This window comes from Rhodococcus coprophilus NBRC 100603 (genome assembly GCF_001895045.1).
In the GTDB taxonomy this organism is placed as follows: domain Bacteria; phylum Actinomycetota; class Actinomycetes; order Mycobacteriales; family Mycobacteriaceae; genus Rhodococcus; species Rhodococcus coprophilus.
In genome coordinates this window covers 203,794-229,561 of sequence record NZ_BDAM01000002.1, presented here as the reverse complement: position 1 = coordinate 229,561, position 25,768 = coordinate 203,794, and the positions used below count along the sequence as shown (strand labels likewise).

Genomic DNA, 25,768 nt, shown 5'->3' with positions numbered 1-25,768 from the left:
CGCCGGGTACTCTTGCGGACGATCGCAACCGGATGAACCGGGCACGAAGACTCGTGCACGACCGAGAAACGAGAAGGACGACAAGTTGAAGCTTCGCAAGATCACCGTGGCCACGGTGGCGCTCGCCGCCGCCCTCACGATGTCCGCCTGCAGCTCGGATGACGGAGGTAGCACCGAGACCACCGCGAAGACCACGACGGCAACCACGACGACCGAGGTCGTTGCGGACTACCCGCCCGTCCCGACCCCCGAGGAACTGCAGGCCTCGCTCGACCGCGCATTCGACGAGACCGTGCCGGCCGAGGAGAAGACCGACCTGGTGCAGGGCGCCGAGCTCGATCCGACCCTCATCGACCAGGTTGCCGCCGCTGCGAAGCAGGCCGGCGCGGTGATCACCATCATCGACGTCAACGACAACGAGAACGGCACCGCGACCGCCGGTATCGAGACCCAGCTCGGCGATCAGGTTGCCACCGGCACCGTCGATTTCGTGGCTGAGGACGGCGTCTGGAAGCTGTCGAAGAACAACGCGTGCGGCATCGTCGCGGCCGCACAGCTGCAGACCCCTGCCTGCCCCTGATACCAGGGCCGGCACCGAAAACGGTGCCCTACGCGGATCTCCGCGTAGGGCACCGTTTTTCGTTGTACAGAAGCGATCAATTCTCGGGGGAGTGCCACTCCACCCGGTCGACCTGCGACTGGGCGAGCCGGGTCGTGCCCTCGGGGTCGACGTAGACCTGGTCACCGGAGAGGACGAGTGCTCCGTCGACCGGCAACGGAAGCGCCGGGTCGAACGTCACGGCGCCTTCCCCGGCCATCGTGTACTGCTCGATGTCGAGTTGGCCCTGCCCGTTGGGCAGCATCCACACCGACTCCCTGGGTGTCTGTTCGACCCGGACATCGACCGTGAGACGGTCGCCGTCCCGAGACACGAGCGTGGCGGTGCTCCGTTGGTCGATGGTGACGCCGGCGCTCATGACCTGCTGATGGATCTGCCACACCGCTCCCACACCGATTTCGGAATCCGGGAACGAGATCGTGCGGTAGACGGACTGGTAGAAGGCCTGTTCGATCGCGGAACGCGCGATGTTCGCCGTCTCCACGGACGGCGCCAGCCGGAGTGCGCTGATCGCGCCGGTAGGGCCGATGGTCAGGCCCGCCCGGGACCCCGTGGCGTCGGCGAGCGAGGAACCGAGCATCGGATCGGGTGACGTCGCCTCGCCGACGGTGATGTCGACCAGGGTGCTCGGCGCGCTGTCCGACACCGCCTGGGTGACCGTGGCCGTGAGGGGAAGGGTCACTTCGGGGGTCGAGAAATCTTGGCGCGGCTCGGAGCCGATCTGCTGGAACACCTCGGAGCGAGTGGTCAACACGACGTTCTGCTCTTGCCTGGCGACCGGAGCGATCCGCACCACCTCGCGGGGTTCGCTCCCGGCCTCCGACACGGTGGTGGTCACCGCGGACACCGGCACCGTCACCTCGGAGGATGTCGCCGCGGGGGCGGGAGGGGCTCCGTCCGAAGAATCGCCGCATCCGGTGACGAACGCGGCGAGCGAGAGAACGGCGGCGAGGGCATACGGCCTCGGGTGAGGGAATCTGGACAGCACAGGCACATCCCCAGGGTAGCCACGGCGGGAGGGGTGACGGCCCGCTCGTGCGAGTAGGGGATGATGGAACGGTGACTGACGAAGCTTCCCGGCCCGATCCCGCGGCCGATCCCGCTGTGCCGAAGGTGGAGGAGACTCCCGTCCCCGACACGGCACAGACACCGGTGCCGGCCACGGCACGCGGCCCGGTCGGTCGTCCCGCGACTCGCGCCCTCTTCGTCCTCGCGATCCTGATCTACGTCGCGGACCTGGTGACGAAGGTTCTCGCCGTCCACTACATCGACCCCGCCGATCCGATCTCCATTATCGGCGACACGGTCACCCTCACGCTGGTGCGCAACCCCGGCGCGGCGTTCTCCATGGCCACGGGCATGACGTGGTTGCTCACGCTCGTCGCGATCGGCGTGGTGATCGGCGTGGTGAAGATCGGGCGCACTCTCCGGTCGCGCTGGTGGGCGCTGGGCCTCGGTCTGGTGCTCGGTGGCGCACTCGGCAACCTCACCGACAGACTCTTCCGGTCGCCCGGACCCCTCCAGGGCCACGTGGTGGACTTCGTCTCGGTCGGCTGGTGGCCGGTGTTCAACGTCGCAGATTCATCCATCGTGTGCGGAGCGGTCCTGCTCGTGGCGCTCACCGTGTTCGGCATCGAGCCGACCGGCAAAGAGCCGACCGAATCCGAGACCAGCGGAAAGGAAACCCGCCAGTGAGGGAAACGCGGTCGATGCCCGTACCCGACGGGCTCGACGGGATGCGTGTCGACGCGGGCCTCGCCCGTCTGCTCGGTCTGTCCCGTACCGCCGTCGCAGCACTCACCGAGGAGGGCGCCGTCCTCGTCGACGGTGCTCCCGTCGGTAAATCCGATCGTCTCTCGGCCGGGTCGTGGCTCGAGGTGCAGCTCCCCGAACCGCCGCGGCCGCTGACCATCGAGGCGCAGCCCGTCGAGGGCATGGAGATTCTGTACGCCGACGACGACATCGTCGCGGTGGACAAGCCCGTCGGGGTCGCGGCCCACGCGAGCGTGGGATGGACCGGGCCGACCGTCATCGGTGGTCTTGCCGCCGCAGGTTTCCGCATCTCCACCTCCGGCCTGCACGAGAGGCAGGGCATCGTGCACCGCCTCGACGTGGGGACCTCGGGAGTGATGGTCGTCGCCACCTCCGAACGGGCCTATACGGTGCTCAAGCGCGCCTTCAAGCAGCGCACCATCGACAAGCGCTACCACGCTCTCGTGCAGGGCCACCCCGATCCGAGCAGCGGCACCATCGACGCACCCATCGGCCGGCACCGGAGCAGCGACTGGAGGTTCACCGTCGCCGCCGACGGCAAGCCCAGCGTCACCCACTACGACACCATCGAAGCGTTCCAGGCCGCGAGCCTGCTCGACGTGCATCTCGAGACCGGGCGCACCCACCAGATCCGCGTGCACTTCTCCGCGCTGCGGCATCCCTGTTGCGGGGACCTCACGTACGGCGCCGACCCACGGCTCGCCGCCAAGCTCGGGCTCGAACGGCAGTGGCTGCACGCCAAGTCACTGGGGTTCGCCCACCCGACCCAGGGCAACTGGATCGAGATCGAGAGCAAGTACCCCGCAGACCTGGAACATGCGCTCGATGTGCTCCGCAACGCCTGACCGATGAGGCGCGCGCTGTCGTGGGCCGCCGTCGCCGTCCTGGTGCTGGCGGTGCTCGTCGCCGGGTGGCTCTCCCCGGTACGGCCCGCGTCGGTGCGGAGCGACGGGCTCGGCCCCGACAGCGGTGAACTCGTCCGCGACTACCTCGCGCGCGCCGACGAGAGCCTCACCGAAGCGGAACGGGAGCCGGGCACCGAGCACTGGGGCCTGATCTCGTTCGAACGGGAAGTGAGCGTCGACGACGTCGCAGCCCTGCCCGGGGACCTGAGGATCGCGCAGGTACTCTTCCGGGTCCCGATCGACCGGGTGCAGACACCGCTGGTCCCGGTCGCCGTGTCGGCGCATCCGGAGGCGCTGCGCTCGGCTGCGCGGGTCGCGGCGGGACGGTTACGGCTGCAGGCGTCCGGGACGGACCGGGCCGCGCAGATCGCCGCGGCCTCGGCCGATCGGCTGGCCGCGGGCTGTGCCTGCATCGTGGGTGTCGCGGTGCGCGGTACCCCCGCGCAGTTGCGTGCCGCTGCCGGCGATCCCGGTGTCCGCACGGTGGAAGTGCTTCCGTCCGATGCGGTCGCAGGGCGGTTCTCCCTGAATCCGCTGCTGCCCGAGCACGTCGAGTCCGTCGTTCCCGGTCCGGACGACGCCGAACCGTGAGCTCCCCGGCCCCCTGACGCGTGGGCGGGCCTTCGCAGCCGTACGGTGTCCTCGTGAAGCGGCCGACTGCCCCCGCCCTGCGTACCGGTGTGCTGTGCGGTCTGGGCGCCTACCTGACCTGGGGACTGTTCCCCGCCTTCTTCGGTCTGCTCGCCCCGGCCGGTGCCGTCGAGATCCTCGCGCACCGGGTGCTGTGGACGCTCGTGCTCATGGTGGTCGTCCTCGCCGTGATGGGCAGGCTGGGTTCACTGCGTGGCCTGCCGCTGCACACCTGGGCACTCGTCGCGGCCGCGTCTGCGGCGATCGCGGTCAACTGGGGTACCTACATCTACGGCGTGACGTCGGGACGCGTCGTCGAAACCGCGCTGGGGTACTTCATCAATCCGCTCGTCAGTGTGTTGTTCGGCGTTCTGTTCTTCCGGGAGCGATTGCGGCCGGCGCAGATCGGCGCGCTGATTCTCGCTGTGTGTGCGGTGCTCGTCATCACCGCCGACTACGGTCGGCCTCCCGTCCTGGCGCTCACGCTCGCGTTGTCGTTCGCGCTCTACGGAGTCGTCAAGAAGGTGGTACCGCTCGATCCCCGGACGTCGCTGGCGGGCGAAGGCGTCGTCGCGGCACCCTTCGCCCTTGCCTACGTGATCTTTCTCGCTGTGACGGGTACGGGCACGTTCATCGGCTTCGGTGCCGGTCACACCGCGTTGCTGCTGTCCGCCGGTGTGGTCACCGCGGTGCCGTTGCTGCTGTTCGGGGCTGCGGCCCAACGGGTTCCGCTTGCGACTCTGGGCATGTTGCAGTACCTGACACCGAGCCTGCAGATGGCGTGGGGAGTGTTCGTCCTCCACGAGGACATGCCCGCGTCGCGTTGGATCGGTTTCGTCCTGATCTGGGTGGCGCTTGTGGTGTACAGCACGGATGCGCTGATCCGCGCGCGGCGTGGGCGCGCCGTGGTCGGAGCTGTCGGTAGCTCGGCTTAGACTCGTCGGTGCCCACAGACATCCCGGGAGAGGCACGCGTGGCTGACTCGTTCGTTCATCTGCACAACCACACCGAGTACTCGATGCTCGACGGCGCCGCGAAGGTCGGTCCGTTGTTCGCCGAGGCGCAGCGGCTGGGGATGACGGCCGTCGGCATGACCGACCACGGAAACATGTACGGTGCCAGCGAGTTCTACAACGTCGCCAAGAAGTACGACATCAAGCCGATCATCGGCATCGAGGCGTACGTCGCACCCGGCTCCCGGTTCGACACCAAACGTGTCAAGTGGGGCGACCCGAGCCAGAAGTCCGACGACGTGTCCGGCTCCGGTGCCTACACCCACATGACGATGGTCGCCGAGAACGCGACCGGCCTGCGGAACCTGTTCAAGCTGTCCTCGCTCGCCTCCATCGAGGGGCAACTGGGCAAATGGGCTCGCATGGACGAAGAACTCATCGCGACGCACGCCGAGGGAATCATCGCCACCACCGGCTGCCCGTCCGGGGAGATCCAGACCCGGCTGCGGCTCGGCCACGACCGGGAGGCACTCGAAGCTGCGGCGAAGTGGCAGGAGATCTGGGGCAAGGACAACTTCTTCCTCGAACTGATGGACCACGGGTTGTCCATCGAACGCCGGGTCCGTGAGGGTCTGCTCGAGATCGGCAACAAGCTCGGCATCCCGCCGCTGGCCACCAACGACTGCCACTACGTCACCAAGGACGCCGCGGAGAACCACGAAGCGCTGCTGTGCATCCAGACCGGCAAGACGCTGTCGGATCCCACCCGGTTCAAGTTCGACGGTGACGGCTACTACCTCAAGTCGGCCGACGAGATGCGCGCCATCTGGGATGCCGAGGTGCCCGGAGCGTGCGACAACTCGATGCTGATCGGCGAGCGGGTCCAGCCCTACGACGACGTGTGGATGCACCGCGACCGGATGCCGATCTTCCCGGTGCCCGAGGGCCACACCCAGGAGAGCTTTCTGCGGCACGAGGTGATGCGCGGGCTCGACCGACGGTTCCCGTCGGGTCCGCCGCAGGAGTACCTGGCACGCGCCGACTACGAGATCGGCGTCATCAACGAGATGGGCTTTCCCGCCTACTTCCTCGTCGTCGGCGACCTGATCAACCATGCGCGGGAGGTCGGCATCCGTGTCGGGCCCGGTCGCGGTTCGGCTGCGGGCTCGCTCGTCGCGTACGCGATGGGCATCACCAACATCGATCCGATCCCGCACGGACTGCTGTTCGAGCGATTCCTCAACCCCGAGCGTGTGTCGATGCCCGATATCGACATCGACTTCGACGATCGCCGACGCGGCGAGATGGTGCGGTACGCGTCGGAGAAGTGGGGAACCGACAAGGTGGCGCAGGTCATCACGTTCGGCACCATCAAGACGAAGGCCGCGATCAAGGACTCCGCGCGCGTGCAGTTCGGGCAGCCCGGCTTCGCGATCGCCGACCAGATCACCAAGGCGCTGCCGCCGCCGATCATGGCCAAGGACATCTCGGTGTCCGGCATCACCGACCCGAACCACGAGCGGTACAAGGAAGCCGTCGAGGTCCGCGCACTGATCGACTCGAATCCGGACGTGAAGAAGATCTACGAGACCGCGAAGGGTCTCGAAGGTCTGATCCGCAACGCGGGCGTGCACGCCTGCGCGGTGATCATGTCGTCCGAGCCGCTGATGGATGCGATTCCGCTGTGGAAGCGCGCGCAGGACGGCGCGATCATCACCGGCTGGGACTACCCGTCGTGCGAGGCCATCGGCCTGCTGAAGATGGACTTCCTGGGGCTGCGCAACCTCACGGTGATCGGTGACGCGATCGAGAACATCAAGGTCAACCGGGGGATCGATCTCGATCTCGATAATCTTCCGCTGGAAGACCCCGCGACCTACGAACTCCTCGCGCGCGGCGACACCCTCGGCGTGTTCCAGCTCGACGGCAGCGCGATGCGCGACCTGCTGCGCCGCATGCAGCCCACCGGCTTCGAGGACATCGTCGCCGTGCTCGCGCTGTATCGCCCCGGCCCGATGGGCATGAACGCCCACAACGACTACGCCGACCGGAAGAACGGCCGGCAACAGGTCACACCGATTCACCCCGAGCTCGAGGAACCCCTCAAGGAGATTCTCGCCGACACGTTCGGACTGATCGTCTACCAGGAGCAGATCATGCAGATCGCTCAGAAGGTGGCCGGTTACTCGCTCGGACAGGCCGACATCCTGCGGCGCGCCATGGGCAAGAAGAAGCTTTCGGTGCTCGAGGAAGCGTATGCGGGCTTCCGGGAAGGCATGCTGAAGAACGGCTTCTCAGAACCGGCGATCAAGGCGCTGTGGGACACCATCCTCCCGTTCGCCGGGTACGCGTTCAACAAGTCGCACGCAGCCGGCTACGGTCTCGTCTCCTTCTGGACGGCGTATCTGAAGGCGAACTACCCCGCCGAATACATGGCAGGTCTGCTCACCTCGGTCGGCGACGACAAGGACAAGGCCGCGATCTACCTGGCCGACTGCCGCAAGATGGGCATCACCGTGCTGCCCCCCGACGTCAACGAGTCGCACACCAACTTCATGTCGGTGGGCGAGGACATCCGGTTCGGACTCGGTGCGGTACGCAACGTGGGCACCAACGTGGTGGCGTCGATCATCAAGGCCCGCGAGGAGAAGGGGAGATTCACCGACTTCTCCGACTATCTCGACAAGATCGACACGGTCGCCTGTTCGAAGAAGGTCACCGAATCGCTCGTCAAGGCAGGCGGTTTCGACTCGCTCGGCCATCCCCGCAAGGGATTGATGCTCGTGCACGCCGACGCGATCGACGCGGTGATGAGCACCAAGAAGGCCGAGGCCATCGGCCAGTTCGACCTGTTCGGCGGCGCCGACGCCGACGAATCCGTCGCTTCGGTGTTCAACGTGAAGATCCCCGACGAGGAGTGGGACAGCAAGCATCGTCTCGCCCTCGAACGGGAGATGCTCGGTCTCTATGTCTCCGGGCACCCGCTCAACGGCGTCGAGCACGTTCTCGCGGCGCAGTCCGACACGCACATTCCGGCAATTCTCGAAGGCGGATTCAAGGACGGTACGCAGGTCACTGTCGGCGGCATCCTCGCGTCGGTGAACCGGCGCATCAACAAGAACGGTCTCGCGTGGGCGTCGGCCCAGCTCGAAGACCTCACCGGTGGCATCGAAGTCCTGTTCTTCCCGCAGGCCTACGCCGTCTACGGAATGGACGTCGTCGAGGACTCGGTGGTGCTCGTCAAGGCACGGGTCTCCGTCCGCGACGATCGCATCTCGTTGATCGCCAACGACCTCGCGGTGCCGGACCTGTCGCAGATCGGCGTCGCGAAACCGGTGTCGGTGTCGATGCCGACGCGGCTGTGCACTCCCGACAAGGTCGGGGCGCTGAAGAATGTGCTCACCAGGCATCCCGGGACGGCCGATGTGAACGTGCGCCTGATCAGCGGGAGCAAGGTCACCGTGCTCCGACTCGACGACAGTCTGCGCGTCGAGCCGTCGTCGGCACTGATGGGCGACCTGAAGGCGCTGCTCGGTCCGAGCTGCCTGGCCACCTGATCGAACGGAGCGGGGAGGCGGCCGGGACCCGGTCGCCGGAAAGCCCGGTGGGCGCTATGCCGCCGCTATGCGCGGAGGTAGTAGGCCCGCCGCGCCCACCACACAACGGTGGCTGCAGCGGCAGCGGAGAGCACCGCGGTCTGCGCGGTAGCGGTGACGAGGAAGAGCACCAGAAGGACGACGAGCCCCACCGCGACGGCCTCGAGCTTGTACAACGGCCATGCGGTGCCGGCGAGATCGATGTGGCTGTCGCGCGCGACCTTGCGTGACGGCGAGTCCAGGGTCGTCATCGCTCCTCCTGCAGGGTCGTGGAAAGTCTTTCCTCAGGGTAGTCGCATTCGAGAATTCGGGTCAACGAACTTTCATGCGGACGTGTGCCGCATCACTGAACAGTGTTCACTGGAGGCATGCCTCTTACCGGAGAATACGAACCCAGCCCGTCGACGTGGGCGGCCGATCAGGTCGCGACCTACGAGTCCTCGGGCGGAACCGAAGGCACCACGCTCGGCGGCCGGCCGGTGGTGATCCTGACGACGCGCGGCGCCAAGTCGGGCAAGCTGCGGAAGACCCCACTGATGAGGGTCGAACACGACGGCACCTACGCGGTCGTCGCCTCGCTCGGGGGCGCGCCGAAGAATCCGGTCTGGTACTACAACGTCGTCGCAGACCCGCACGTGGAACTGCGCGACGGCACCGAGGTCTACGACATGGTCGCCCGCGAAGTACACGGTGACGAGAAGGCCCTGTGGTGGGAACGCGCCGTCGAGGCGTACCCGGACTACGCGGACTATCAGACCAAGACCGAGCGCTCGATCCCGGTTTTCGTCCTCGAACGGATATAGGCCGATGGCTGGGCGCACCGTCGCGGACCAGCTCGTCGCTCAGCTCGTGGACGCCGGTGTCCGGCGGATCTACGGGATCGTGGGCGACAGCCTCAATCCGGTGGTCGACGCGGTGCGCCGTACCGGCGGCGCCGCCCGACGCGGCATCGACTGGATGCACGTGCGCCATGAGGAGGCGGCCGCGTTCGCCGCTGCGGCCGACGCCCAGATCACCGGAGAGCTGGCGGTGTGCGCCGGCTCGTGCGGACCGGGAAATCTGCATCTGATCAACGGGCTCTACGACGCCCACCGGTCGGGCGCTCCCGTACTGGCGATCGCGTCGCACATCCCGTCGACGCAGATCGGAACGGGCTACTTCCAGGAGACGCACCCCGATCGGTTGTTCGTCGAGTGCTCGACCTACACCGAGCTGATCGGTGCGGCGGCCCAGGCGCCCCGGGTCGTGCACAGCGCGATGAGCCACGCCCTGGCCGGTCCGGGTGTCGCGGTGGCCATCCTGCCCGGCGACATCGCCGCGCTGCCCGCAGCCGGAGTTACACCCAGGGACCCCGCCGACATCGTGGTCGAACCCACCGAGATCGTGCCCGATGCGGTCGTCGAACCCACCGAGGCAGTGGAATCCACTGTCGAGGGCACCTTCGAGCTCGACGACACGCTCGCCCAGGGCCTACGCGCCACCGACAACGTCCGGCCACTGCACGAGCGGGCCACCCGAAAAGAAACCCAGCACCACACCGACCCGATGCAACAGCACGAAACCGGATACGAAGGCGGATACGACGGACGCGCCGTCTGAACTCGGCCATAGGCTCGAACCGCCGGTGGGGCAGGGCATCACCGTCCTGCCCCACCCACCACACCGTCGACCAGGGGGGGAACCTGTGACACCACGCAAGACCGAAGCCGAAGCCCGCGCCGCCGTCGCCGCAATGGAACCGATCATGGCCATGGAGGGCCGCGAGATGAGCGACGGCGACAAGGAACTCCTGGTCGAGCTGATCCGGGGCACCAAGACTCTCGAAGACGTCACCAAGATCATCGCTCGTGATGCCGGCTACGAGATCGACTGACATGGCGCCGCGATACTCCCGTGAATGGCTCGACTACTTCATCCCCGAGACGATCGACTGGCACCGAGACGGGATGCCCGACACAAGCCGCGCCGTGATGAAAAACCTCGTGCTGCAATCGCAGCTGTGGCCGCACGGCATCCCCGATGTCGAGGTCATCCACCGCGTCGAAGGCGTGGTGAGCTACCAGCGGATGCAGGCACTGGTCGACCGGCCCATCCCAGGCCGGTTCGACCTGGAACACTTCCAACGCATCCACCACCACCTGTTCCAAGACTTCTACCCCTGGGCCGGGCAGCTGCGCACCGCACCGCGGGACTGGCCGATGGTCAAGATGGGACCGGACGTCGCCGCAGTCCGTGCCGGACAGCGCCACGTCACCGAGATCCCACACTCGTACTTCAAGGCCAGCGAAGTACCCCAGGCCGCGGCCGCAGTGCTCGACCGGATCGCCGCGAAGAACAACCTTCGTGGACTTCCGCGAGCCCCGTTCCTCGACGAACTAACCAAGGTCTGGGCACGGGTCAATGCTGGTGGAAGTCCATTATTCGGCTAAGAACTATTGATCTGGGCGGTTCTGCGCAAGTAATGCCGACTCTGCTCCACCCGAAAGGGATGCCGTCGGGCGTGTCGCCGTATCAAGTTCACGTCATCGATAGGAGACTCCTCGTGTGGGCAGGACCGAAACGACACTGTGGATGATCGAGGACCTCGAACTGTGGCCGGGCGACTCTGTCGTCGCGGCTGCGCTGCGGTGACGCTGCAGTGACAGGTTTGAGCGGAAGCCACGCTTACGAACCACCGTGTCCAGCTGCCAACAACCATGCACCGCGATCACGGGCACAACACCGGCCGCACGACACCCTCTGGATCTCGGTGGTGGCTCTGCTGCCAGTACTGTTCGCAGCCGCGACCATGCTCAGCGCGCATTACCTCGACGAGCACCGTCAATCCGGCATCGGCGATGTCCTGAGCAACTGGTACTTCATCGCTGTGATCGGGTCCGTGGTGATCGCGCCGGTCGTGGCGGTCTCGCTCAGTGGGGCCGCAGCGCTGACCCGGCGGTTCCGCATCGGTCGTCTGCTGTCGACGGTGGGGTGTACGGCAGCGCTGCTGCCAGCTGCCGCGCTCACCTACGCCGGTATCTCCGAAGCGCTCTCCGGCGGCATTCGGCAGCAGGACCCCAACAGCTGGACACCGTCACTGTCCGCCCTCGAAACCCTCGTGTTCACGGCACCGTTCGCCGTGATCGCCGGTGCCAACATATGGGTGCTCGTCCGCCTTTGGACACGCGGACCCTCGACACAGGACGACAAGGCCTGAAGCCACCGCAATCGACCGCCGGTTGCTCGCGTGTTTTATAACGACCCTTGCGACTCCGCTCTCCCCTTCGCGTCCGAGTTGGGACTGCATCTGTCCGGCGACGACAATGTCGTCTCTTGCGAATGGCACTCGAACTTCCCGGACTCCTCTGGAACTGTCATGGTGCGTACCGCGTCACACGCCACGCGAGATACCTTGCTGGAGCGGTCCGGTGTGAGCGAGGAGCCTTACCGAGCGAACGTGAGTATCGACGACGGCCCATTCCGCGAAGAGGTACCCAGACCGAACCTCGAACGCAGTGCGCAGGTGTACATAGCCACCCCGCCGAATGGCCACCAGCTGAGAATCAGCTATGACGAGCATGTGGAGTCCGGACTCCTGCTCACAGTGCGGGCTATCCAGGGTGTGACCACTCTTCCTACCTCGTCGCATCCCGTTAACGAGGTGGATCGATGCGTACCCGCTGGGCTTCCAGCCGAACACGATTCGAAGCCTGTACCGCTTTACAAGATCACCTGTAGGCTGGCTTTCTTCGTCTCGAGGGATGGAGTACCCGGGAGCCACACCGATGACCGACCCCACCAGGCAGCTGCGTCCACACCGGCAGTTGCGGTTGTTGGCAGGCCAGGACGCCATCCTGGACGGTCAGATTCCCCGCCCGACGGTCGGGCAGGTCGGGGTGTTCTGGCTGCTGTTCGAAGAAGTACCCGCCGATCCACGGGATCCGACGCTATCGACGATCGAAGCCGACGCCGAACCGCTCGCACCCCCACGCCTCGAACCCGCAATCGATGCACCGCCGGCGATACCACGAACGTGGATCTGGCGGATTCTGCTGCGTGGAGACGGCTGGTCCGCGACCTGGTACAGCCCCCGCCCCGCCACCGGCCGCGTCCGCATCACCGGCCGCCTCGTCGGCGACTTCGCCTACGCCACCACCGGCTCGGTACGAGGACGAGTCATCTCGGCGCGGAGCCTCGACGAAGCGGGCACCGCAGGACGGCACGAACCCGGAATCCTGGCCGAACTCGACCTCGACGACGTGCCGCCACCGGCGATCCGGCCCTCTTTCGTACCGCGGGCGCTCTCCGCGGCCGGGCGGGTGCTGTGGGCGGCCGACGAGCAGCTACCTCTGATCGTGCGGATCGATCTCGACAACCCGACAGACGTGCGGGAGATCGTGATCCCCGCACCGATCGCTCCAGAGCCGGGCCGTACCCCCTGGCGGTTGCACGCCGATCCGGCCGGATGCTGGATCGTCGGCTGGTACGGCATCTTCCGCGCCACCGGCACCGGCACGGTGCACCGCCTCGACGACCGCCCGGTGAGCGCGTCCGCAGCGCACAAGGGGACGCTGCTGACCTGCACCACCGACAAGACCGCGACACGCATCGACCTGTGGCACCCCGACGGGCAGTCCCACCACGACGACACCACCGTCCCAGCCGGGACCATCGGCTCGGTCACGGCCCACGACAACGGATTCCGCATCCTCATGCGCCGCCGGGATACGTGGCCGACCACCACGTTCGTCGTAGCCGTCACCGTCGATGGGCATGTCACCATCGGGCCTTCCATCGATGACGTGGACGACTACGCCATCCTCACCGCCGATCCGCCTGGCATCATCGATGTGCGCAACACCGTCCGAACGTTACGACCCGACCTGCGGGCCGATCCCCCGACACGCTGGCCGCTGCCCGGCCTCACGGGCGGCACCGTCGGAAACCTCGTATGGATCGAACACCACGACCGCGACCGCGACCTTCACGACAACCGCCGGTACTGGCTGCTCAGCCTCGCCGATCCCACCGGGGGCGTCATCGCCCGCACCGAAATCCACACCCCCGAACCCAGCGTCACCATCGACAGCCACGGCACTGTATGGATCACCGACCACAACATCATCGCCGTGTACACCCCCACCGGCACCCTCCCTCTACCGTTGTCCCCGGCCGAGCTCCTCGACCACCACCGGTCGGACCCGCCACTCTCCAGGTGAATCTTGGCGGATGCTGTACCTCGGTCTGCACCGAGTTGCCGATCTCTCCGACCTGAGGAACCGACACCGGCCGAAAATCGGTCCGCCGCGATCGTCAAGAGACGATGCGGTTTGAGAGTTCAGAGCCTCAACTTTCACTCGTACGAAAGGAGCGAAGCATGAATGCCGACGAACACGGTCAACCACCAGGCAACCGGCGCCCGACCGCACACGATGGGCGTTCACCCTGACAGTCGACGGGGAGGTCTTCACCGTGAGACTGCGCCCGGAGGAACCAGGCGCCTGCGACTATGAATGGGTGTCCGGACCGAACAAAGGGTACGGATTTTCGAGCTTTCAACATGTGGCCTACTCCAGCATCCAAGACCGAGCAGGCACGCCATCTGCACTTCAGCCGGCAACGGTTGACGAGCATCGCGAGTCGATCCGCGACTTCCTCAGCCAGATCAACCCTGAGACTGGATATCTTGGCGACTAACTCATCGAATGTGGGGCTACGTCGTGATGTCGCAGACCGGGGTAATCGCCGCGGGTACCGGCGGCGAGGTGCGCGTAGGTCTCGAAGGTATTGACGCGGAAGCCGAGCATGTCGGCCAGCACCTTCGCGGGCACGGCACCCGCGAGACGGAAACGAGCGGTCTTCTGCAGCGCGGAGATGCTGGTGCCGAGCATGCGCAGCTGCCGGGTGAGATAAAGCGTGTTTCGCGGACGTCCGGGCTGTCGCCCCGGGAACAGCCAGTCCTGCGGCCCGACGTCGGGATGCCGAGCGACATAGGTTCGGGTCAGGTCCGCCAGCGGTTCGGGAAGCCGCAACGGCCGGTCACTGACGTTCAGGTCGATCGCCTCGCCGGTGTCGTGGAGTTGTTCCCGGCGGAGTCTGAGGATCCTGGACGCGGGGAGGCCGTAGACGGCGATGAGCAGGGACGGCAGGCGGACATCGAGGGCGATCGTCTCGTCACGGACGAGAGTGGCAATGGTGTGTTCGTGATCGCGTTCGGAGGCGGTGACGTTAGGCAGGCCCGGGGTGAGGACGGGGACTTCGAGCTGCGGCGCGAGACCACGCTCGTGTGCCCAGCCGAGGAACTGAGGCAGCCAGCGTTGCGCGGAGCGAACGGTCAGGAACTGTTCGACCTGCCCCTGCGTGACAGCGTCGAGCGGGGTGTTCTGCTCGTCGAGCCAGGTGAGAAAGGCGATCAGGCCGCGGGTTGCGGCCTTGACATGGTCGGCGGCACCGGGAGTGATATCTCCTGCGCGGCTGTCGTATGAGGCGCGACGCAGCAACACCCAGCGGACATAGGTGGCCAGCAGCCGGCGGTGCCCGACAGGGGCGTCGGCGATGATGCGGACCGTCCAGGCTTCGAGGAGATCGGCGGTGGCCCGGTCGCGGGAGATCACGCCGGCGTCGACCAGCAGGGCGTGAAGATAGTCGAGGCCCTTGTCGCCGCAGGGCCGGACGAAGGATGCTGCGGTCAACGGTGTTCGGCCGGAGGCGATCTCGCACAGAAGATCGATGTGCGGGCCGCGGCGCAGCCATTTGATGATCTGCGCCGGCCGGGGCCGGGTGCACAAGTGGTCGCGTAGGGCGCGCATCGGTTCGCTGATTGTCCCGTCGGGGCCGGTGAGTAGTTCGGTGCAGCGGTCGTCGAGGACACAGCGTGCGCAGAGCCTGCCGTAGTGGTGTTCCTCGCCGCCGCAGCGGCGACACGCGTACCGGGCCGGCTGACCCGCGCAGCCTGCACAGATCGCCGTCGCGGTGTCGCCGAGAAAGGCGAGGATACGGATCCAGCCGCAGCCGGGACACGGGGCGGGGTTGCGCAGCACACGGTTGCGGCAGGCAAAGCAGTGCGGGCCGGTCAGGATCGTGGTGGCGATCTTCTTGTCGTGTCCGCAGGACACACACCGCCGGGCCGGTCTCGGATAGCAGTTCAGGCAGTGCCACCGGCCGTCGACGCGGCTGGCGACGGTCACCGTCTTCGCGCAGGCGGTGCACTCGAAGGTCGGGGCGCCGTCGGGGCCGCAGCGTTGGCAGACCGGCCTCCCCTCGATGCCGGTGGCAACGAGCTTCTTTCTCCGCAGACAGCTGGGGCACTCTCCGTAGGCCGACAGTTGGGTACACCGAAAGCAGATTCGTCGCCCCTGTTCGTCCCGCATCTTGACGACCTTGGCGGTGCGGCAGCCGGGACAGATCGGCAAGCCGATACCGGTCACGCCGTGGCGGTCAAGATGCGCCAGCAACTGTTGCACCACGGTCGGTGTGTCTGCGGGAATCCGGGACGGGGTGAACGTGTCGCTGGTCAGGAACCGCAGCGCCCCGTTGCGCCGGGGCGCAGGGATGATCCGTTCGGCGGCTGCGATCACGAGTGGCTCGGGCGCGTGTATTCCTCTGCCGGCCAGCGCCGCGGCGACTCGGGGGCCGAATTCGCCGTTCGGCTGCGGGGTTCCTCGTCGGATCGTCACGAGTGCTTCGGCCGGTGGATGCGGGCAGGGACCGGGCGCAGATCGCCTATGGTGTCGATCGGACCGCCGGTGCCGGTGGCTTCGGCGGGCTGCTGACCGGCTTGTTCGAGGACGAGCAGATCATTGGGGGTGCAGCCCAGGATCGTGCACAGGGCGGCGAGGACCTCCACGTTCAGTCGTTGCGGGGTCTGGGTCACCAGGCGGAACACCTGTTCCCGGGACAGGGCAACGCCCTCGGACTGGAGGGGTTCGATCAGGTCGGTGGTCTTGAACATGCCGCGCTCTGCCATCAGGGTGCGTAGCCGCCAGGTGATCGTCTTCGTCGTCATTGCTGCTCCTGCGGGGTGAAGTAGAACTTGTCGATTGCGGCGGTCAGGACGCGGTTGCGGTAGTCGTCGGTGACGGAGGTGTAGATCGCGGTCGTCGAGGCGTAAGCGTGCCCGACCTGACTCTGCACGAACTGTTCGGCGTACCCGAACTCGACCAGGTGCGTCACATACGAGTGCCGCAGACTGTGCAACGTCAACTCCGGCGCAAGTCCCGCCTCATCGCGCAACTGCGCGAACCGTCGATCCAGATACCGGTAACCCACCCGGGTGCCCCGCTCGGTCGGCCACAATCCTGGATTCACGGCCGGATGAAACCGATCTCGAACCTTCTCGACATAGATCCGTAGACCCTCGATCGCCCACCTCGAACTCCGGCAGCGAGAGCACCGAGCGACGCTTGGGAATGCTGCCCTTGGATGACTTACCGTGCCGCACATGTATCAATGCGAAGCTGCCCCACTGCGGTGCCTTCGGGTTCGAACGCAGATCCACCAGATCCAGGCCCAGCACCTCGCGCCGCCGCAGACCCCACGCGTAGGTTGTCTTGAGCAACTGCGCATCCCGCAGCGCCGCCAACGCACCCTTGCGGCCCTGCCCCACCAGCTCGTCCACCCGGCCGTCCGCGACCGCGAACAATGCCTCCAACTCGTCGTAGTCCAACGGCCGCCGCCCCGGCCGCCCTTCGAAGTCGGCGGTGTGCGCAACGGTGTTCCACTCGAAACACACCTGCGTCGGCACCGCCCCGAACCGCGATCGGCATTCTGCGACCCAGCCGTAGCGCTGATCGGTCACGAAGTTCAAGAACGCCCGGATCGTCAGGTGATAGATCCGCACCGTCGACCGCGCCAAGGGCCGGGCGCCGCTGAGCAAGTGCGTGGTGAAGTCCTCCACATCACCCGGCAACCATTGCCACGGGTACGTCTCGGTGAACCGCTGGAACCGTTCCACCTGCCACCGCCGCACCAAAATGGTCTGGGACGCCAACCCCCGGCTGGTCTGCTGACGGGCGAAACCCTCGAGCATCGCCCCGAAAACCGCTGCGGGCTCGTTGAGCAGCACGACACCCCGCGACCTCAGGCTCAGAACCTCGTCGCTGCGATCCATCGCAACATAATTGCATTAGAAGCATCATTTAGTGCAGGTTTCGTCTTCTTCGCAGGCAGGAACGCGACTGATACTCGCCGCTCGAGAGCCGAATCGACCCACCATCCAGGTAGGGTAACGTCGCAGCATTTCCGATCAGCCTGTTGCGGTACTGCAGGTCGACAGGCGAAGTGAGGTCACCACACGGCTTTGCAGAGCCCGCCGATCGGGGCCACCACCTGATCTGTGTGGCGATCGAACCACACCGCCACCTCGTCCATGCACCGCGCGCTCAGCAGCTGTCCACCTTGCGAAGGCCATTGCACGAAGTCGTAGCCCGCCAGTTCGGTTTGCGCGGTGTCCGCCACCCACCTCGCTGCCTGCGCGAACGACGCGTCCGTGCGCATCGTGCCGTCGCACAGTGAAAACCCACTGATCCCGGCGGTCCCGTTCCATCCGACCATGACAGCATCACCGTGCCCGACGGACAGCTCCCAGATCAGCCGATCCGGGTTCACATCGCGCCCGTACCGGAAACACCGAAGATCACGGGCGACCGCCACGATCGCATCCACCCACACCGCGGGCGGATCGACATCCCCAGCGGGAGTGTCGTAGAAATCCGGTTCGTCCTCGACCATCATGAACCGCCAGGTCCGCTGATCCGCATCCCGAATATCGGGCCAGGGCATGACTTCTCCTCCAATGGTGTCTCCGGTTGGTGTGCGTGATGGTGCTGCCCACCATGTCGGTGCCTCGTCTCCGTCAGTAGAGGTAGCCGGTCTCGGGGTTGATGTTGCTGAGAAAATTGCTGATCGACCTGCGGTGCTCCGCGATCGTCATCAGGTACTTCGCGTTCGGATCGCCGACAGTCCGCACTGGGCCACCACCGAAGCCATAGCCCTCGTTCGGCCCGGATTCCCAGCAGAAGTCATCCCCACCGTCTGGACGCATGCGGAGGGTGAAGATCTCTTTGTCGGCAATGAGGGTTATCGGTCCTTCTCCTGGTTGCGGTCGATAGTCGTCCGGCAGCGCATCTGCGTTCATCTATCCGATTCTGTCGGATGCGACTCGCGTCATGCGATCTCGACATGCACGTTCTGACACCCCGTCGAAGCGGCGCGCATCGGCGGATCGGGTTCATCCGGGATCGTCCCTACAGCGATTCGGTTGACGATCAGTCGGGCCGATCAGTCAATAGACGAGATCATGCGTTCTTCGGGGCTCGTGACTTCGTAGCAGGTCGTGGGGCTACACCATCCGGGCTCGCCCGAAGTAGCGCTCCAGTACCGTGTTGCATCAGGCCGAATAGTTCCCGGTTCTTCGTGCACCCCTTCCGCGAAGGCAACACCCGCACCCAGTTCGCGTTCTTCCAGCAGCTGAGCACCGAAGCCGGCTACACCCTCGACACGGAACGCTTCAAAGCCCTTGAGCTGCCTGAAAGCGAGCCGAACACCCTGGTCGGAGACCTGCGCGAGCAATTCGTGTGGGGACGCTTCGAATACATCCAGACCGGAGTAACAGGGTTGCTGCGCGAAGCTTTGGACATCGCGCTGACCGACCCAGCCGAGAGCTATCCCGCCGGCGCGACCATCGACCGCGGTCTCGACGTCAGCGCCCTTGCAGCAGCGACCCTCGGACACCTCCCATCGCCCGGCCTACCGCCCAGGAGCAATCCCTCCCGCAGCGGCCGCCCCGCACCACCCGCATTCCCCGACATCGACCCCCAGGTCGGCCATGAGCCGAGCCTGTAATGGTTGCGGCTCACGGACGCACCGAGCCCGGAACCTTTGGCGGTTGGTGGGCCCTCGCCGCATCTGCGCGAGATCGCGGGCTGATCGGAGCTCGGCCCGTACAGGACGGCTTGTCGGAGATACTCCGGGTAACCCCGGTCTTCATTCCCAGAAAACCAGCACGGTTTGTTGGCTGATTAGAAACATCGGCAGCACGACGAATCCTGCTAGAGCTGCGAGAAGGACGACTAGCCGAATGGTTCGAGCCCAGCTCTCAAGGGCGAAGCGCACCGTTTCCCAGGCATCTCCGCTGAGCATCGGTCGCATGCCGATCACCCCGCAACCGCAGGTTTGGCATCCACCGCAGGTGTGTTCGCCGATGAGGCTGGCGGAGGATTCGGCACCGGGTTGCTGTTCTTCGTCCGCGCGATCTGCGCTGCTTGCTGAGCAAGCATGCGTGCCTCATAGCTGAACGGCCCCGTCAATGAGTAGTGGATCCACGTCGTCGATCCGGTCTTAGATAGCGGAGCATCCTTGACCTCGTATCGCTTGTGGACGAGGCCCAGCGCCTCCAACTCGGCGACACCGTTCTGCGCGGTCCTGGAGGAGATCCCGTACCACTCAGCGACCCTGTTGAACGGTATGGGACGCTCCGGACCACCGCTGGTTTCCTTGGCAATGATCAGCAGCATTGCCAAGCCGGGGAGCTTGAGTTTGGCGAAGTACTTGTCAATCCAGAATGTGTTCGGAAGCGTGAAGTACTTGTTGTGGCGGTCCCGCTCACCCGCAGGCGCACGATAGGCGGCGAGGCTGTCCTCGCGACGTGGAACAACCTTCAGCAAGCGGCCGTCGCGGACACGATCTTCGATGAGGCCGAAATGCTCGAGGTCACGCCACGCTCGCGATAGCGCCGATTGTGACCAGGTCAATGAGCCGGTGACATCCTCCGCGGTCAGTGCCCGCAACCAGACATCTGAGGCCAGTGGTTCCCGGCTGTCCTTGAGCCACCGCCAGGACCAGAGCAGTAGTAGGTAGAGCAGCAGTGCTCGGTGCTTGCGCCCGCTGACCATACGTCCGAGCGTTCCGGGGCGGGGGTCCTCGGGATTTTGAACCAAGACGTGGCGCACCGGGTAGAACCCCGCAGGACGAAATGTCGCATACTCCTCGCGTGTTCGGTCGCACTGTGCGATCGCCTTCAGTCGCTCAGCCGCGGGGGACTCCGTGGCCGTCGCGTTGTCGGACGGTGTGCCGCTGGATGCACCATCCTGTTGCGGCGAATCAGGCGTTGTCATGCATCTGATTAAACCAGAAACAGTCCTCCCGGTATCCACGCTCACGTAATCACTCTTGCGCTCTCGTGCCAGGTAATTCAACTCCTCTGCAACTCATGTGCGACCACACCTGCAACACGCTGCAACTTGATATGGGATCGCGGTCAAGATCGGGCGGGTACTGCTCTTCCAGACTGAACGATTCGAGGGACTTCGAGTCGTTACTGGAAGCACGTGAGCCGGGTGGCGCGTCTCCGGGGAGTGAGCCCGCCCCACCGTGCGAATCCTGAATGACCACGACCTTGTGGCCCTGGCCGGAGGAGTCGCTAGCCTTCTGAAAGAAGGCCGGCCGTGCGCGTCGAGAGCGCCGATCTCCCCGTCGAGGATCGCCTCACGCCCGCCAGGCCATCGAACAGCGGGCCGGTCACCTCCGGGAAAGTGGCAGTAATGTCGTTGCCGTTTCGGCTGAACATACGCACCGACCGGCTTCGACCAGCGCAATCGCCCGTTGCCACGCCCCACTTCCCTCGCCCACCCTTCACCCTCCGGGCAGCTGGCCGAGCGTGGCCAAACATCGGAGAGGCACCGTCGACGACGGGGGCATTCTCCGAGTGTGCGGAATCCTGTTGGCAGCCGAGACGGAAACGAAGGACCGCGGTTGGCTAGGCGGCGCAAATACCGCAACATACGGAAGTCGGAGAAAACCCGAACCCCAAGCAACACCGCCGATCAGCGGCGCCCGCGACGACTTTCCAGAGCGGACAGGAGCACGAATTTCGTGCACGCCAGATCGAGCGTGGCCTCACCGTCACCGGCGACGAGAAACTCATCCGGAACCACGGCTACCGTCCGTATAGGTTTTGACTGTGTCGCTCCCGAATTCGCCTGTACCCCCGCCCGAAGACAACGTGCCCGTGACCCGAGCACAGCAGGTTTCGCCGAAGAGCTTGGTCTCCTACGGAGTCGGCACGTTGCTACTGGTCGGTGGTCTCACCTGGGTACTCGCCGAACTTGCCACCCCAGTCGGCGTTAGCGTGGTCACGGCAGATCTGAGTGGCCTGGGGCGGACTGTCGGGCTGATCGCCGCAGCCGCCGTCGGCGTTCCCGCAGCAGTCCTCGCATATCACCGGCAGCGAGCACTCGACACCGCCAACCGGACCGCTGCCGCCCAGCACGAGACGGCTGCCAGGCAACATGAGCACAAGGTCCGCGTTGATGACCGCGAGCACCGTACCGGCACAGAGCGGCACCTGCGTGAGCGGTACACCACTTGCGCCGAACAACTCGGCCATGACAACTCCGCAATTCGGCTCGCCGGCGTCTACGCAATCGCTTCACTGGCGGACGATTGGCACGAGTTTGGAAATGATTCGGAACGACAGGTCTGCATCGACTTGCTGTGCGCCTATCTACGCAGCCGCCCGCAACCAGATGAAGGGAATCACGTACGAACAGCGATTATTCGGGCCATCCGGTCTCGAGCGGATCGCGGGCAATGGGCGGGCTGTCAGTTTGATTTGGCCGGCGCGGACCTCACGGGGTCGAACCTTGTCGGTGCGGAACTGGACGGAGCGCTCCTGGACAGTGCTCGCCTGGACAGTGCTCGCCTGGACAGAGCGTCCCTGAACAGAGCGAATCTGAACAGAGCAAATCTGGACAGTGCGAGCTTGAAAACTGCAACTTTGACCGGCGCGCAACTAATGGGTGCGAATCTGACCGGCGCGAACCTGTTCGGTGCGGACTTGACCCACGCGAAACTAAACGGAGCACGCCTGAGCAACGCGAACCTGTTCGGTGCGGACTTGACCGCAGCGCGCCTGAACGGAGTACGCCTGAGCAACGCGAACCTGACCAACGCGAACCTGACCCACGCGAACCTGACCCACGCCCGCCTGACCAACGCCCGCCTGACCAACGCGCGCCTGACCAACGCGGACTTGACCAACGCGGACTTGACCAACGCGGACTTGACCAACGCGGACTTGACCAACGCGGACTTGACCAACGCCAATCTAGAGAATTGCCGCTATTCAGAAACGACCCAATGGGCCGACGGGTTCACGCCGCCACCGCTCATCGCCAGCGCGTCCAACTCGGAATAGCAGTCCACACTGCGGCAATCGGATGCTCTGGCAGGGAAGGCCGAATTTGCCACGACCGCTCTACCTCAGATGCCGATACAGAGTGGTGCGTCCGACACCGAGGATCTCTGCGATTTCGGTCTGACTCATCCCGTTGTCGCGCATTAACTTCGCCTGTTTGATCTTCTTCGTCGTCATCTTCGGCGGCCGGCCGCCGACACGCCCTCTGGCGCGGGCAGCGGCCAGGCCGGCAGAAGTGCGCTCACGAATGAGGTTGCGTTCGAACTCCGCGAGCGCGCCGAAGATGGAGAAGATCAGCTTGCCGCCGGCGGTCGTGGTGTCGATGGCCTCGGTCACCGACCGGAAGCCGATGCCACGCTCCTCAAGGTCAGTGACCACTTGAAGCAGATGAGGCAGTGAGCGCCCGAGACGATCGAGCCGCCACACCACCAGAGTGTCGCCGGCTCGGAGGTGAGAGAACAGGTCGTCGAGTTGCGGTCGGGCGGTGGTTGCCCCGCTCGCGGTCTCGGTCCAGATCCGCGAACACCCGACGGCGCTCAGGGCGTCGCTCTGCAAATCGAGGGTCTGTTCGGTCGTCGAGACCCTGGCATAGCCCAAAAGTTCGCTCACGAGCTCGCAGTGTTCCATAACTCACCGACAGCAGTTATTTCGAAACGCCGGTTTTGGACACGAGTTTCGGAACGGAGGGCGTGCCTGGTCGCCCGATTCGCCCGCTCGTGTTCCATAAACGACTGTATTTGAAACACGCGCCGGACAACCCATCCAGTTGCCGATCGGGTGTCGTGCAAGCGACAGACGTCGCGGACTCAAGCGCGCACACCGCGCTAGGTGCAGGCGCCGGGCGTGACGGATGTCGGACATGGAAGCGGAAAGTGAAAGCCATGCCTGACAACCATCGCGTCTCGGGACTGGACAAGTGAACTACGGAATGGCTTGAGGAGTTCCTGGAGGATCTCAAGCGCGAGGACGTGCCACATACGGAACCAGGAAAACCGTTCCTCACCTACAATGCAGTACGCGCCGAACTCGCTCACCGCCGATCCGAGCATCCTGAGGCTTAGGAGCCACGTTCGATATGCGACCAGATCCATGCGACATTTTCGATACCAGTCGGGTTCACCTTAGTCTTAGCCGTGTTCACCGTCCTACACCGCACAAGCCGGACATCCTCACTCTCATTCGTAATAGATTGAACTGGTGACAGCAGTGAAGTGGGACGAAGTCGCTCATCGCTATGAGGACATAGCTTCGGTTCTCTTGAGCACCCTGCATCCGTCTGCCCAGCGGATCGACGGGGCCGGCGGGGACGGCGGACGGGATGTGCAGATCAAGGAAGATGGCGAACTGCATATCTTCGAATGTAAGTCATTCACCGGGCGGCTGGGTTGGCAACAAAGCCGCCGGTCACAAGTAGAGAAAAGCCTCAAGAATGCGATGGCACACCAACCCGATAGCTGGACATTGGTTGTCCCAATCGACCACACTCCAGAGGAACTCAAGTGGTTCGATTCACTAAAAGAAAAGTATGACCTTGAGTGCCCAATCTACTGGCTCGGAAAAGACTGGCTCAACAAGCAGATGGCGGAGCACCCTGCTATCATCAGATACTTCATCGATGGAGCCAACGATGAAGTCGTCCGACTACTTCGTGAGCTGAATCAGGAACAAGCCACATTTGAAAATCTTTCATCGGGCCTTGAGCGTTTACGAAACCTGGCTAACCGACTTAACGAGATCGATCCATATTACAAGATCAATATTTCCATCATTGATGGCGAAGTATCGCTAACGCACGTCCCTCGATGGAACGGCGCCGACCAAGAACGGCCTATTACCTTTTCTATGAACTTCAATTTTCCTGACTCGGAGATCGGGAAACTCGAAGCCAAAAATTTCCGGGACCGCATCGATCGCGGAGAGGCGGTCACAGTGGATGGTGCATACGCGAAAATAATCAGCGCATCCGGTGCCGCAGGGATCTCCGACCTAACTGGAAAATCAGTAAACGTGAGGATTGGATCCACACGAGCACCGATAGCCGAAAGAATAGATGGTCGGATCGTCATCTCAGACCCCCACGGTCTCAGGAAAGCAACCCTCCCGATCCAATTCCGAGAACGCCAGATCGGACGCAGGGTTGCAACGATTTACGGACACGATAGAACTGATTCGGTTCACGTTGCAGCAGAGGTAGAGCCCGAGACTGCGGCAGTCACAGTCAAGGCACGCATTAAGGTTGAATTTCAACCGAAAAGCGACCTCTATCCCCATGAACTCCTGACCGTACTGAAATTTGGTTATCACTTGCGCGCACCCAATAGGATCGATCTTGAATTGGGTAACGCCCGTCCAGTCGGCTATTCCGTTCAGCTTGAATGCCCATCCCCAGTCCCTTCCGTTCTGATCGAACTCGTAGAACGCCTTGCGCGAATACAGTCTACGAGTAACACACCATTTCCGTCCCCAGTTGCATTTTCCGACGACCAAAGACGAGAAATAGATATCGCAACTCGCCTTCTGGACGGCGAGAGAATTCCGGTCTCCGGACCAGCCAGATTCACGTCGACACTTGAATTCTCCAAAGATGATGGTGACGGCGTCAATATTTCTCAGAGAATGACCGAGAAGCCCATGCGAATCACTCTTTCCGAGTACCGGCCTGTCCCCGTGTGCGGAGAGCAAGTATATCTCGGATTTGGCGTCTACGAATGTCGCAAAACTAAGATTGAAAACATCGAGGAGGCGATAGATTTCATGAACGGTAGAAGTTTGGCGGACGCGATACAGATCGCGCTAGTACCAATAGATGATGATCCTATCTATTTCCGGCTTCTGCAGGACGATGATCCCGAAGAACTGCGAACCAACGGCCAAATGATCCTGGACGTCTAGCATCGGGGAGTTGGCATATGGCGGACGTTATGAGTTCGTAGGCCCAGATGCAGTGTCCGGAATCGTATGCCCTACAGGTATTTACCTCTGTTGACCGAAAGCCGATAATTTAGGATTATGTCAACTAGGCTATCGGCGGGACAGTCCCCTCCAGCTCTTGGTGCAGCAACTGTCGTGCCTATCGCGTTCGCTAACACCGGTGCTTCTTCTTTCCGGTGGGTGCGGCA

At 64.4% G+C, this 25,768-nt stretch carries 24 protein-coding genes and 1 pseudogene; 15 read left to right on the top strand and 10 right to left on the bottom strand.

What is annotated here, in order from left to right; genetic code table 11:
* The first annotated feature begins 85 nt into the window (after positions 1–85).
* Positions 86–580, top strand: a complete 495-nt coding sequence (locus RDCOP1_RS05445) for a WKL family lipoprotein (protein WP_072699097.1) — start codon at positions 86–88, stop codon at positions 578–580.
* Between the two features lie 76 nt (positions 581–656).
* Here the strand turns inward: RDCOP1_RS05445 and RDCOP1_RS05440 are convergent, their stop codons facing one another.
* Positions 657–1,613 (bottom strand): hypothetical protein, encoded by a 957-nt coding sequence (locus tag RDCOP1_RS05440; protein ID WP_072699096.1) that lies wholly within the window; start codon positions 1,611–1,613, stop codon positions 657–659.
* Positions 1,614–1,678: 65 nt separating this feature from the next.
* Between RDCOP1_RS05440 and lspA the strand changes: the two genes are divergently transcribed.
* The 5 genes from lspA to dnaE are packed head-to-tail and all read left to right on the top strand — an operon-like array spanning position 1,679 to position 8,437.
* Complete coding sequence (gene lspA / locus RDCOP1_RS05435) at positions 1,679–2,314, top strand: signal peptidase II (protein WP_072699095.1); 636 nt, start codon at positions 1,679–1,681, stop codon at positions 2,312–2,314.
* 14 nt (positions 2,315–2,328) lie between these two features.
* A complete protein-coding gene (locus RDCOP1_RS05430) occupies positions 2,329–3,237 on the top strand; it encodes an RluA family pseudouridine synthase (protein ID WP_174555773.1) in 909 nt (302 codons plus the stop codon).
* A gap of 3 nt (positions 3,238–3,240) precedes the next feature.
* A complete protein-coding gene (locus tag RDCOP1_RS05425) occupies positions 3,241–3,888 on the top strand; it encodes a hypothetical protein (protein WP_072699093.1) in 648 nt (215 codons plus the stop codon).
* 53 nt (positions 3,889–3,941) lie between these two features.
* Complete coding sequence (gene rarD / locus RDCOP1_RS05420; protein ID WP_072699180.1) at positions 3,942–4,862, top strand: EamA family transporter RarD; 921 nt, start codon at positions 3,942–3,944, stop codon at positions 4,860–4,862.
* Positions 4,863–4,900: 38 nt separating this feature from the next.
* The gene (dnaE, locus tag RDCOP1_RS05415) at positions 4,901–8,437 is read left to right on the top strand and encodes a DNA polymerase III subunit alpha (protein WP_072699092.1); all 3,537 of its coding nucleotides are present in this window, start codon (positions 4,901–4,903) and stop codon (positions 8,435–8,437) included.
* Between the two features lie 65 nt (positions 8,438–8,502).
* On the opposite strand, the gene RDCOP1_RS05410 is transcribed toward dnaE, so the two are convergent.
* Positions 8,503–8,727 carry a hypothetical protein gene (locus RDCOP1_RS05410; protein ID WP_072699091.1) on the bottom strand — a complete coding sequence of 75 codons (225 nt, stop codon included), beginning with the start codon at positions 8,725–8,727 and terminating at the stop codon, positions 8,503–8,505.
* Positions 8,728–8,844: 117 nt separating this feature from the next.
* Between RDCOP1_RS05410 and RDCOP1_RS05405 the strand changes: the two genes are divergently transcribed.
* The 6 genes and pseudogenes from RDCOP1_RS05405 to RDCOP1_RS05375 all read left to right on the top strand — a co-directional run bounded on the left by RDCOP1_RS05405 (position 8,845) and on the right by RDCOP1_RS05375 (position 13,674).
* A complete protein-coding gene (locus tag RDCOP1_RS05405; RefSeq protein WP_072699179.1) occupies positions 8,845–9,279 on the top strand; it encodes a nitroreductase family deazaflavin-dependent oxidoreductase in 435 nt (144 codons plus the stop codon).
* A 4-nt stretch (positions 9,280–9,283) separates the two neighbouring features.
* Positions 9,284–9,815 (top strand): annotated as a pseudogene (locus RDCOP1_RS05400) (thiamine pyrophosphate-binding protein); the annotation flags it as partial.
* Positions 9,816–10,160: 345 nt separating this feature from the next.
* Complete coding sequence (locus tag RDCOP1_RS05395; RefSeq protein ID WP_072699090.1) at positions 10,161–10,349, top strand: hypothetical protein; 189 nt, start codon at positions 10,161–10,163, stop codon at positions 10,347–10,349.
* A 1-nt stretch (position 10,350) separates the two neighbouring features.
* Positions 10,351–10,905: a Fic family protein gene (locus tag RDCOP1_RS05390; RefSeq protein WP_231922925.1), complete on the top strand. Its 555-nt coding sequence runs from the start codon at positions 10,351–10,353 to the stop codon at positions 10,903–10,905.
* A gap of 323 nt (positions 10,906–11,228) precedes the next feature.
* A complete protein-coding gene (locus RDCOP1_RS05385; protein WP_111731555.1) occupies positions 11,229–11,672 on the top strand; it encodes a hypothetical protein in 444 nt (147 codons plus the stop codon).
* Positions 11,673–12,240: 568 nt separating this feature from the next.
* Positions 12,241–13,674 (top strand): hypothetical protein, encoded by a 1,434-nt coding sequence (locus tag RDCOP1_RS05375; RefSeq protein WP_143152182.1) that lies wholly within the window; start codon positions 12,241–12,243, stop codon positions 13,672–13,674.
* 474 nt (positions 13,675–14,148) lie between these two features.
* Here the strand turns inward: RDCOP1_RS05375 and RDCOP1_RS05365 are convergent, their stop codons facing one another.
* The 6 genes from RDCOP1_RS05365 to RDCOP1_RS05345 all read right to left on the bottom strand — a co-directional run bounded on the left by RDCOP1_RS05365 (position 14,149) and on the right by RDCOP1_RS05345 (position 18,590).
* Positions 14,149–16,131 carry a hypothetical protein gene (locus RDCOP1_RS05365; RefSeq protein ID WP_072699087.1) on the bottom strand — a complete coding sequence of 661 codons (1,983 nt, stop codon included), beginning with the start codon at positions 16,129–16,131 and terminating at the stop codon, positions 14,149–14,151.
* Positions 16,128–16,460 carry a helix-turn-helix domain-containing protein gene (locus RDCOP1_RS05360; protein WP_072699086.1) on the bottom strand — a complete coding sequence of 111 codons (333 nt, stop codon included), beginning with the start codon at positions 16,458–16,460 and terminating at the stop codon, positions 16,128–16,130. The genes RDCOP1_RS05365 and RDCOP1_RS05360 overlap by 4 nt, the downstream gene beginning before the upstream one ends.
* Positions 16,457–16,687, bottom strand: coding sequence for a tyrosine-type recombinase/integrase (locus tag RDCOP1_RS21920; RefSeq protein WP_307718191.1), 231 nt, complete (start codon positions 16,685–16,687; stop codon positions 16,457–16,459). Before RDCOP1_RS21920 ends, RDCOP1_RS05360 begins: the two co-directional genes overlap by 4 nt.
* Complete coding sequence (locus tag RDCOP1_RS05355; RefSeq protein ID WP_307718190.1) at positions 16,677–17,564, bottom strand: site-specific integrase; 888 nt, start codon at positions 17,562–17,564, stop codon at positions 16,677–16,679. Before RDCOP1_RS05355 ends, RDCOP1_RS21920 begins: the two co-directional genes overlap by 11 nt.
* Before the next feature lie 176 nt (positions 17,565–17,740).
* Positions 17,741–18,235 carry a hypothetical protein gene (locus RDCOP1_RS05350; RefSeq protein WP_072699085.1) on the bottom strand — a complete coding sequence of 165 codons (495 nt, stop codon included), beginning with the start codon at positions 18,233–18,235 and terminating at the stop codon, positions 17,741–17,743.
* Between the two features lie 73 nt (positions 18,236–18,308).
* Positions 18,309–18,590, bottom strand: coding sequence for a hypothetical protein (locus RDCOP1_RS05345; RefSeq protein ID WP_072699084.1), 282 nt, complete (start codon positions 18,588–18,590; stop codon positions 18,309–18,311).
* A 278-nt stretch (positions 18,591–18,868) separates the two neighbouring features.
* Here RDCOP1_RS05345 and RDCOP1_RS21595 point away from each other — a divergent pair, with 278 nt between their 5' ends.
* The gene (locus RDCOP1_RS21595) at positions 18,869–19,297 is read left to right on the top strand and encodes a hypothetical protein (protein WP_072699083.1); all 429 of its coding nucleotides are present in this window, start codon (positions 18,869–18,871) and stop codon (positions 19,295–19,297) included.
* Positions 19,298–19,608: 311 nt separating this feature from the next.
* On the opposite strand, the gene RDCOP1_RS05335 is transcribed toward RDCOP1_RS21595, so the two are convergent.
* Positions 19,609–20,568: an ArsR family transcriptional regulator gene (locus tag RDCOP1_RS05335; RefSeq protein WP_143152181.1), complete on the bottom strand. Its 960-nt coding sequence runs from the start codon at positions 20,566–20,568 to the stop codon at positions 19,609–19,611.
* 893 nt (positions 20,569–21,461) lie between these two features.
* Here RDCOP1_RS05335 and RDCOP1_RS05330 point away from each other — a divergent pair.
* Positions 21,462–22,649, top strand: coding sequence for a pentapeptide repeat-containing protein (locus RDCOP1_RS05330; protein WP_072699081.1), 1,188 nt, complete (start codon positions 21,462–21,464; stop codon positions 22,647–22,649).
* A 60-nt stretch (positions 22,650–22,709) separates the two neighbouring features.
* On the opposite strand, the gene RDCOP1_RS05325 is transcribed toward RDCOP1_RS05330, so the two are convergent.
* On the bottom strand, positions 22,710–23,258 hold the full coding sequence (locus RDCOP1_RS05325) for a recombinase family protein (RefSeq protein ID WP_072699178.1): 549 nt from the start codon (positions 23,256–23,258) through the stop codon (positions 22,710–22,712).
* Positions 23,259–23,846: 588 nt separating this feature from the next.
* Here RDCOP1_RS05325 and RDCOP1_RS21260 point away from each other — a divergent pair.
* On the top strand, positions 23,847–25,541 hold the full coding sequence (locus tag RDCOP1_RS21260) for a hypothetical protein (protein ID WP_143152180.1): 1,695 nt from the start codon (positions 23,847–23,849) through the stop codon (positions 25,539–25,541).
* Positions 25,542–25,768 lie beyond the last annotated feature (227 nt).

Excerpts from the sequence above, each read along its gene's own strand:
- RDCOP1_RS05430 (WP_174555773.1), top strand. The coding sequence starts at position 2,329 with ATGCCCGTACCCGACGGGCTCGACGGGATGCGTGTCGACGCGGGCCTC.
- RDCOP1_RS05425 (WP_072699093.1), top strand. The coding sequence starts at position 3,241 with ATGAGGCGCGCGCTGTCGTGGGCCGCCGTCGCCGTCCTGGTGCTGGCG.
- RDCOP1_RS05410 (WP_072699091.1), bottom strand. The coding sequence starts at position 8,727 with ATGACGACCCTGGACTCGCCGTCACGCAAGGTCGCGCGCGACAGCCAC.
- RDCOP1_RS05405 (WP_072699179.1), top strand. The coding sequence starts at position 8,845 with ATGCCTCTTACCGGAGAATACGAACCCAGCCCGTCGACGTGGGCGGCC.
- RDCOP1_RS05390 (WP_231922925.1), top strand. The coding sequence starts at position 10,351 with ATGGCGCCGCGATACTCCCGTGAATGGCTCGACTACTTCATCCCCGAG.
- RDCOP1_RS05375 (WP_143152182.1), top strand. The coding sequence starts at position 12,241 with ATGACCGACCCCACCAGGCAGCTGCGTCCACACCGGCAGTTGCGGTTG.
- RDCOP1_RS05360 (WP_072699086.1), bottom strand. The coding sequence starts at position 16,460 with ATGACGACGAAGACGATCACCTGGCGGCTACGCACCCTGATGGCAGAG.
- RDCOP1_RS05355 (WP_307718190.1), bottom strand. The coding sequence starts at position 17,564 with ATGGATCGCAGCGACGAGGTTCTGAGCCTGAGGTCGCGGGGTGTCGTG.
- RDCOP1_RS05350 (WP_072699085.1), bottom strand. The coding sequence starts at position 18,235 with ATGCCCTGGCCCGATATTCGGGATGCGGATCAGCGGACCTGGCGGTTC.
- RDCOP1_RS05345 (WP_072699084.1), bottom strand. The coding sequence starts at position 18,590 with ATGAACGCAGATGCGCTGCCGGACGACTATCGACCGCAACCAGGAGAA.
- RDCOP1_RS05335 (WP_143152181.1), bottom strand. The coding sequence starts at position 20,568 with ATGACAACGCCTGATTCGCCGCAACAGGATGGTGCATCCAGCGGCACA.